The 8,590-nt window shown below is 74.1% G+C and carries 4 protein-coding genes and 1 tRNA gene; 2 read left to right on the forward strand and 3 right to left on the reverse strand.

From position 1 onward, the window contains the following. Positions 1–20: 20 nt before the first annotated feature. Positions 21–111, reverse strand: a tRNA-Ser gene (locus tag ACFWEP_RS26970). 350 nt (positions 112–461) lie between these two features. Between ACFWEP_RS26970 and ACFWEP_RS26975 the strand changes: the two genes are divergently transcribed. Together ACFWEP_RS26975 and ACFWEP_RS26980 are read left to right on the forward strand one after the other, a co-directional pair. After that, entirely contained in the window at positions 462–1,226 is a 765-nt protein-coding gene (locus ACFWEP_RS26975; RefSeq protein WP_387373705.1) for an SSI family serine proteinase inhibitor, read from the forward strand. Positions 1,227–1,612: 386 nt separating this feature from the next. Further along, positions 1,613–5,923, forward strand: coding sequence for a PAS domain-containing protein (locus tag ACFWEP_RS26980; RefSeq protein ID WP_387373707.1), 4,311 nt, complete (start codon positions 1,613–1,615; stop codon positions 5,921–5,923). A 58-nt stretch (positions 5,924–5,981) separates the two neighbouring features. On the opposite strand, the gene ACFWEP_RS26985 is transcribed toward ACFWEP_RS26980, so the two are convergent. After that, positions 5,982–7,631 carry a long-chain fatty acid--CoA ligase gene (locus ACFWEP_RS26985; protein WP_387373709.1) on the reverse strand — a complete coding sequence of 550 codons (1,650 nt, stop codon included), beginning with the start codon at positions 7,629–7,631 and terminating at the stop codon, positions 5,982–5,984. Positions 7,632–7,799: 168 nt separating this feature from the next. Beyond that, the gene (locus tag ACFWEP_RS26990; RefSeq protein ID WP_387373711.1) at positions 7,800–8,357 is read right to left on the reverse strand and encodes a SigE family RNA polymerase sigma factor; all 558 of its coding nucleotides are present in this window, start codon (positions 8,355–8,357) and stop codon (positions 7,800–7,802) included. Positions 8,358–8,590 lie beyond the last annotated feature (233 nt).

Consider the following 8,590-nt stretch of genomic DNA (forward strand, 5'->3'; position numbering starts at 1 on the left):
GCACGGGGCTTCGGATGGAGCGGAGGCGGAGGGATTTGAACCCTCGATGGGTTTTAAAACCCAAACCGCATTAGCAGTGCGGCGCCATAGACCGGACTAGGCGACGCCTCCAGCACACCTTCGCGCAAGCGCGAGTGGTGCGTGCAGATGATGACACAGTCGGGTGCGGTGTCACCAATCGCGGCCCACGGTACTAGGCAGGTGGGCGCCAGGGCAAAGGACATTCGCCCTCGATTCGACGAAGTCCGGCGGTTGCGCGTTCCGGGCCGGCCCTCCCCGCCCGTACGCCCCGCGTGCGCCCCGGCTTGCTCCGTGCGGCCCCTCCGGATCGCGCAACGCCGGAGCGGGAGGGACGTTAGGGACACCAGGACAGGGACGACGTGATCCAGGGACACGAGATGGGTCAGCCGTTGCCCGCCGCCGTCTCCACGCACCCGTGCCCCAGGACCAGGAGTCCCGCAATGCTGCGCCGTCTCGCCCTCACCGCCGTCGTCTCGCTCGCCGCGCTGTCCACCGCCGCCCCCCTCGCCACGGCCGTGGGGCCGCTGCCCGTGCCCATCGAGGGGACGGGGCCGGTCCCGGTGTCCGAACAGTCCGGGCCCGTCGTCCAGTCCGGGCCCGCCGGCTCCCCGTACAGCGGGATGCTCCGCCCCGCGCGCAAGGGCGCCGGGCCGGCCGAGGCGCGTGGTCCCCGTGACACGAACGCCCCCGCCCTCCCCGGCCGCAGCAACCGGCCCGGGGACATCGACGAGCCCACCACCCTCCCGGCGCCCGTCACCCTTCCCGCACCCACCACCGGTGGAACCGGGGGAGACACCGGAGCCGCGGCGGACGCGGCCACCCGGCTCACCGTGACGGTCCAGGACACCGGGAACACCGACTCCGGCAAGGCGGGCGCCGCCGCCGGCCCCGTCCGTGACGGGTCGTACGAGCTGACGTGCGCGCCCGCCGCCGACACCCGGTCGGGCACGCGGGGCGGGGGCGACCACCCAAAGGCGCAGGCTGCCTGCGACCGGCTCGCGGAGGCCGAGGGGGCGGGCGAGGACCTGTTCCGGCCGGTGGACGAGGACGCGATGTGCACCCAGATGTACGGCGGTCCGGCCACCGCACGGATCACCGGGACCTGGCGCGGCCGTCCGGTCGACACGACCGTGAACCGCAAGAACGGCTGCGAGATCGCCCGCTGGAACGCCCTGAGCCCGCTGCTCCCGGCCACCGGCCGGTAACCGGGCCGAAGGACCGGCCCGGGCCCGAGTGGGAGCCCTCCCGCACGCACAGCGGACGCACACCGGAAGCACATTCGGGTCCCGCGCGCCCGGCCAGTAGGCCGAATGGGCCTTTTCCCAGGCCTTCTCGCGACCCCTGAGCCCTCTCGCGGGCTCCAGGCGTACGGCTCCGCCCGAACCCCCGGAGCCGTACGCACGGGGCGTGTTGGGGCATTCGGGGGCCCGGGGTGTGCACCGGTTGCGCGGAAGCTCGACGAGAGCTCCTCCTCATCCACCGTTCCTGCCCGCTCCGGTGCCCGTAGACTCCTCCCGTGACAGCCTGTGGCCCGAGGGGCAAGATGGAGGCCCGGGCCGGCAAGGTGCGGTAAACAGGGAGGAAGCGCGTCGTGAGCAGCAGGCCATCCCGAGGCACTGCTCGCCTCGCAGCCATACTCGACGCCCTCCCTGACGGGCTGCTGCTCGTCAATGCCAACGGCACGGTCGTCAACGCCAACACCATCGCGCTCGAAATGTTCGAGGCGCCCGGTACCGGGCTGGTGGGACGCGGACTCCTGGATCTGCTCGCCGAGTTCGACTCGCGGCTGATCCCCGGGTCGATGCGCCGCCCGGACTCGGCGGACTCCCGGGGCAGGACCAAGCCGACGCGGATGATCGCGCGCCGGACGGACGGCCAGGAGTTCCCGGTCGAGGTCACCAGTGCGAGCCTCGACAGCGGACAGGCCGCCTACAACGACTTCCCGACCTCCTCCTTCACCGGTGACGAGCTGCTGATGCTCGTCGTCCGGGACCTCTCGGGCACCGTCGACACCGAGGCCGAGCTGGCCCGTTCGCAGCGGCAGACCGAGATGATCCTGCGGGCCGCGTCCGAGGGCGTGGTCGGTACGGACACGGACGGCAGGGTCGTCCTGGTCAACCCGGCCGCCGCGCAGATCCTCGGTTTCCGCGCCAGCGACCTGGGCGGCAAGGAGCTGCACCCGCTGATCCTGCACTCGCGTGCGGAGGGTGAGCCGTTCCCGTACGAGGAGTCCCCGCTCGCCGACACCCTGCGCTCCGGGCGCAAGCACCGGGTGCGCGGGCAGGTGCTCTGGTCCAAGAGCGGTGCGCGGGTTCCGGTGGACCTGACGACCGCTCCGGTCCGGGACGGCGACCAGCTGGTCGGCGCGGTGATGACCTTCACCGACCGCAGGCCGTACGAGGAGCTGACCGAGCAGCACACGACCGAGGTCGCGGAGCTGACCGAGCAGCACGCGGCCGAGATCGCCGCCCTGACCGAGAAGCACACCGCCGAGGTCGCGGAGCTGACCGAGAGCCACACCGCGGCGGTCACGGAACTCACCGAGAACCACACCACCGAGGTCTCCGGCCTCACCGAGAGCCACGCCTCCGAGATCGCCGACCGCACCGAGCGATACGCCTCCGAGCTGGAGGAGCAGGCCGACCACATCGCACTGCTCGGGGCCCAGCACGCGCAGCTGACGGCCGTTCTGGGCGAGTCGCTGCGCGGGCCGCTGGAGGAGTTGCGGGGCGAACTCGCCACGCTCGCCTCCGACCCGGCCGGCCAGCTCTGGCCCGAGGCGAACCAGATCCTGCACCACCTGGCCGCCGGGTACGCCCGGATGACCACGCTGGTCGACAACGTCCTGGGCTACCAGCGCCTGGACTTCGGAACCGAGGCACTCGACAAGGCTCCCGCGCCGATCGACGCCGTCGTGACGGCGGGCATCGACGGTGCGGTCGAGCTGATCGGTCCGGGTCGCGCACAGTTCGCGGTGCACGCTCCGCCGATCGAGGCCGAGGTGGACGCCCGCAGGCTGGCGACCGCCCTGGCCCACCTGGTCGCGGACGTGGCCGGTATCGACTCCACCGGCAAGACCCGGATCGCCCCCGGCGGCGGCTACCTCGACTCGACCGTCGTGGTGGCCGCGGCGCAGCGCGGGGACGTCGTACGGATCGAGGTGCGTGGCCCGTTCGCCGGTGGTGACCCGGTGCACACGCCGATCGTGCGCGGGATCGTGCGGGCGCACGGCGGGGTGCTCCAGACCCACGAGATGCCCGGCATGGCGGGCAGCGCGTACGTGCTCGAAGTGCCGCTGGGCTCGGGCTCCGGCACGGTCCAGCAGCAGCCGCAGCACCCTCGGCGGACTCCGGCCGAGGTGCCGGAGCAGGCCACGCAGCAGCAGGAGGTCGCGGCCTTCGAGGCCGTCGGCGCTCCCGCCGTCGTCAGCGGCGGCCGACGCAGGGCCCGCCGGGCGTCGACGGACGCGTTCCTCGAAAGCGCGCTGAGCCCGGAGGGGCCGGAGAGCCTCGCGGGCGCCGAAGGCGCGGTGCCGGCGGGGTCCGCCGACGTGGGTGTCCCGGTGGGTGCCTCCGACGGCGCCGGCGACTCGGGTGCGACCGGGCGGCGCCGGGCACGGCGGGGTCCGGCAGCGGTGGAGGACCAGGCGCAGGAGGCACTGGCGCCCCGGCCGAGCGAGGGTTCCGGCCGCAGGCGCGGCCGTCCCAGCCCTGCGGAGACCGCCCCGGTTCCGGCGCAGGCCGGTCCCGCTCAGCAGGCCGCACCCGATCCCCTGCCTGCAACCGGCCCTCAGCCGGCGCCCTCTCAGCAGGCCGTGCCCGTCCCTGCGCAGGCCGGTCCTGCTCAGCGGCTCCCGGCCGCGCAGGCGCGTCCGCGCGGTGCCGGGCAGGCTCTGGCACTCCCGGCGGCCGGCAACGCGCCGTCGGAGGGTTCCGTCGTGACGGCGGCCGAGGGCGCCCAGGGAGCGGGCCGTCCGCAGCGCGGGCAGACCGTGCCCCCGCAGGGCGTCCCGGCGGCCCCGCAGGCACCCGGCCCGCAGCAGGGCCCGGGCCGGCAGGGGCAGCCGGTGCGTCCGGAGGACGCGGGCCGTCCGGCACTGCCCGTGCGGTCGCCCGTGGTGCACGACGAGGGTGTTCCCCAGCCCGAGGCGCTCGCACCGGAGCTCCAGCCCGCGGGCCGTCGCGCCCGGCGCGCGCTGGCCGCCGCGCAGGAACGGCTGGCCGCGGAGAACGCGGGGCCGCGTACCCCGTTCGCGCTGGGGCCCGCCGACGCTGACCGGCCCGGACCCGACGCGGTACCGGACCGGCACGACGCCACCGCCATGGGCCCGGACGACGACCACACGCCTCCGCAGCCGCACCCCGTCCCCGCCTCCCCGTCCGGACGCCGGCGGGCTCGTCCCGCCGAGACCGCAGGTTCGCCGGAGAGCTGGTCGCTGGTGGACTCGACCGACCGGGTCGGCGGCCCGGACCGCGGCTCCGCGGACGACGACGTCCAGGACGGCGACGAGGCGCCCGAGCCCGCCCTCGCGTACGCCGCACGCGTCCGGAACGACGCCGTCGCCGGCGACGGTTCCGCGCAGTCGGCTCAGGCCCCCGCCGCCGTCCCGCTGCCGCCCGCCGCCGTACCGGCAGCCGCGCCCGGGGCGCCGCCGGTGCCCGCGTCGCCCGCCGCTCCCGGGCCGGTGTCCGGCGACGCCGGGCCCACCGCCCACGCGACCGGCAACACCTTCGTGCCGCCCGGCGCCGTGCCCGCGGCCCGCAGGCAGCCGCTGCCCGCCGAGACGCCGATGCCCGGGGGCTCGGACACCCAGGGACGGGCCTTCAGCGTGCGGACGCTCGGTCAGGGCGTGCCGCTCGTCCAGCACCTGGGCCACCAGCAGAACCAGACGCTGGGCACGTCCGGCCGGCGCCGCAAGCTGTCGGCGCCCCCGGGAGCCGACGCTCCGGCCCCCGCGGCCCTTCCGCAGGCACCGGCCGCCCCGCAGCCCGCGCGGCCCGGTTCCGCGACGCCCTCGGCCACGGCCTCGGGACAGCTCATGACGCCGGTCTCCGAGGGGCGTTCGTACGCCATAGGAGCACCGGACGAGGGCGCCGAGGGCCCGGAGCCGCTGGACGGTCCGGGCGGTGCGGTGGAGATCGCCAACCGTCCGCAGCCGCGGCCGGTCGACGACGAGCTGCCCCCGGAGCCGCTGGACAACCCCCGGCGGCTGCTGGTCTGGCCCGCTCCCGACGTGTCGACCCAAGCGGCGCTCAGCGACCGGGGCTACCGGCCGGTGATCGTGCACTCGCGCGAGGAGGTGGACGCGCAGATCGCCGCGTTCCCCGCCGCGCTGTTCGTGGACCCGCTGACCGGGCCCATCACGCGTACCGCCCTCCAGTCGCTGCGCCAGGCGGCGGTGGCGGCCGAGGTGCCGGTGCTGGTCACGGCCGGCCTGGGGCAGGCGAGCCGGGACGCGGCGTACGGCGCCGACCCCGCCGTCCTCCTCAAGGCGCTCGCCCCGCGCGACAGCGAGCAGCACCCGCCCCGGGTCCTCGTCATCGAGGAGCGGGAGGAGATCGCAGAGGCCCTCGCGCAGACCCTGGAGCGGCGGGGCATGCAGGCCGTCCGGGCGTCGACGGACAGCGAGGCGGTCGACCTGGCCGCGCGGACGCGGCCGAACCTGGTGGTGATGGACCTGATGCAGGTACGCCGCCGCCGGGCCGGGATCATCGACTGGCTACGGGCCAACGGGCGCCTGAACCACACCCCGCTGGTCGTCTACACCTCGGCCGGACTGGACGGACCCGAACTCTCGCTGCTCGCTTCCGGCGAGACCGCGCTCTTCCTGGCCGAACGCTCCACCAGCGACGAGGTGCAGACCCGGATCGTCGATCTGCTGGCGAAGATAGGGACCAACTGAGCGTGTGACGAAGGGCGGTACGGATCTCCGTACCGCCCTTCGCCGTACCGGCCGCGCGTCAGACGACCGTGACGTCCAGTTCGCCGTCCGCGTGGCGCTTGCGGATCACCTTCTTGTCGAACTTCCCGACGCTCGTCTTCGGCACGGCCTCGATGACCGTCCAGCGCTCCGGGAGCTGCCACTTGGCGACGCCGGACTCGGCGAGGAAGGTCTTGAGGCTCTCGAAGCCGACCGCGGCGCCCTCCTTGAGGACGACCGTGGCCAGCGGGCGCTCGCCCCACCTGTCGTCGGGCACGGCGACGACGGCGGCCTCGGCCACGTCCGGGTGGGCCATGATCGCGTTCTCCAGCTCCACGCTGGAGATCCACTCGCCGCCGGACTTGATGACGTCCTTGGCCCGGTCGGTCAGGGTGAGGAAGCCGTCGGGGCTGATGACGCCGACGTCGCCGGTCTTCAGCCAGCCGTCCTGGCTGAACTTGTCCTCGGGGCGGAGGTGTTCGCCGTCCACACCGCCGTAGTACGCGCCGGCGATCCAGGGGCCCCGGACCTCCAGCTCACCGGCCGACTCGTTGTCCCAGGGCAGGTGCTCGCCGCCCGGGCCGACCAGCCGTCCCTCGACACCGGCGGGGAAGCGGCCCTGGGTGACGCGGTACGGCCACTCCTCCTCGGCGCTCAGACCCGCGGGCGGGTTGGCCATGGTGCCGAGCGGAGAGGTCTCCGTCATGCCCCAGGCGTGGCAGAGGCGGACGCCCAGCTTGTCGTACGCCTCCATCAGCGAGGGCGGGCAGGCGGCGCCGCCGATGGTCACGCGGGCCATCGAGGTGAGGTCGCGCGGCCGCGCGGTGACCTCCGCGAGCAGGCCCTGCCAGATGGTGGGCACGGCGGCCGCGTGGGTCGGGCGCTCCTTCTCGATCATCTCGGCGAGCGGGGCCGGCTGGAGGAAACGGTCCGGCATCAACATGTTCACACCGGACATGAAGGCCGCATGGGGCAATCCCCATGAATTCACATGGAATTGCGGGACCACGACCAGGGTGGTGTCGGCATCCGTCAGCCCCATCGACTCGGTCGCGTTGACCTGCATCGAGTGCAGGTAGATCGAACGGTGCGAGTACACGACGCCCTTGGGGTCGCCCGTGGTGCCGGAGGTGTAGCACATGGCGGCGGCCTGGCGTTCGTCGATCTCGGGCCAGTCGAAGGTGTCCGGGCGGTCGGCGAGGAGCTCCTCGTAGTCGTGCACGCGCGGTGCGGCCCCGTCGAGCAGGGACAGATCGCCGGGACCGGCGACGACCACGTGTTCCACGGACGGCATCCGGTGCAGCAGTGGCGCGAGGAGGGGCAGCACCGAGCCGTTGACGATCACCACCTTGTCGTCCGCGTGGTTGACGACCCAGACGAGCTGCTCGGCGGGCAGCCGCAGGTTGAGGGTGTGGAGCACGGCCCCCATGGCCGGAATGGCCAGGTATGCCTCGACATGCTCAGAGTTGTTCCACATGAGAGTCGCCACGCGCTGGTCGCCGTCGATGCCCAGTCCGTCGCGGAGGGCGCGGGCGAGCCGGATCGCGCGGGCGCCGATCTCCGCGAAGCTGCGGCGGTGCGGCTCGGGCTCGCCGGTCCAGGTCGTGACCTGCGACTTCCCGTGGATCGTCATCCCATGGGTCAGGATGCGGGTGACAGTCAGCGGTACGTCCTGCATGGTGCTCAGCACGGCGTCCTCCCGGAGGCGCTACGCGGCAGTAGGGTTCCGCTGATTCTGCGCACATACCGCGCGGTATGTCACTACTCCGGGCCACCCCAATCGGTACGCGCCTGCGCCGGCCGGTGGCCACGGGCGCCCGGACCAGGGCGCGGGACCATCGCGCGGTCCCGGCACGGGTCAGGGCGCGGGCACCAGCTCAGGGTCCTCACGGAGCTTGCGGAGCGCCCGGGAGACGGCGCTCTTCACGGTGCCGACGGACACCCCGAGCACCTCGGCGGTCTGCACCTCGCTGAGGTCCTCGTAGTACCGCAGGACGACCATGGCCCGCTGCCGGTCGGGCAGCTTGAGCACGGCCCGCCACATCGCGTCGTGGAGCGACTGGTGTTCGGCCGGATCGGGGGCCGGAGCGCTCTCCGGCTCGGGCAGCTCGTCGCAGGCGTACTCGTCGACCTTGCGCTTGCGCCACTGCGAGGTACGCGTGTTCACCAGGGCGCGGCGGACGTACCCGTCCAGCGCCCCGTGGTCCTCGATCCGCTCCCAGGCCACGTAGGTCTTGGCCAGTGCGGTCTGGAGCAGGTCCTCGGCGTCGCTCGGATTGGCGGTGAGCGAGCGCGCGGTGCGCAGCAGGACGGGGCCGCGCGCCCGGACGTACGAGGAGAACGACGGGTAGGGCGGGGTGTGTCCGGCGGCGGCAGCGGGGCGCCTGAGGGCGCCCGTGCAGACTGGCGTGGTCATCTCCCCAACCTAGGAGCGCGGGCCCGGCGGCGGATCGCCCCCAGGTCCCGATGACGCGTCCGCCTCAGGGTGTAGGCGCCGGGAGACGTCCACCTCCTGGGGGTGGAGGGTACGAGGGCCGGGGTCCGGGCCGGGATCAGGGCCGGGGTCGGGGTCGCGGCCGGGGTTTCGCCGCGCGGGTGGCCGGAAGGCGCCGGGGGACGGGAGCGGCCCGCGCGGGGCACCTGTGTGCC

The organism is Streptomyces sp. NPDC060198 (genome assembly GCF_042728415.1).
In the GTDB taxonomy this organism is placed as follows: domain Bacteria; phylum Actinomycetota; class Actinomycetes; order Streptomycetales; family Streptomycetaceae; genus Streptomyces.

Excerpts from the sequence above, each read along its gene's own strand:
- ACFWEP_RS26975 (WP_387373705.1), top strand. The coding sequence starts at position 462 with ATGCTGCGCCGTCTCGCCCTCACCGCCGTCGTCTCGCTCGCCGCGCTG.
- ACFWEP_RS26990 (WP_387373711.1), bottom strand. The coding sequence starts at position 8,357 with ATGACCACGCCAGTCTGCACGGGCGCCCTCAGGCGCCCCGCTGCCGCC.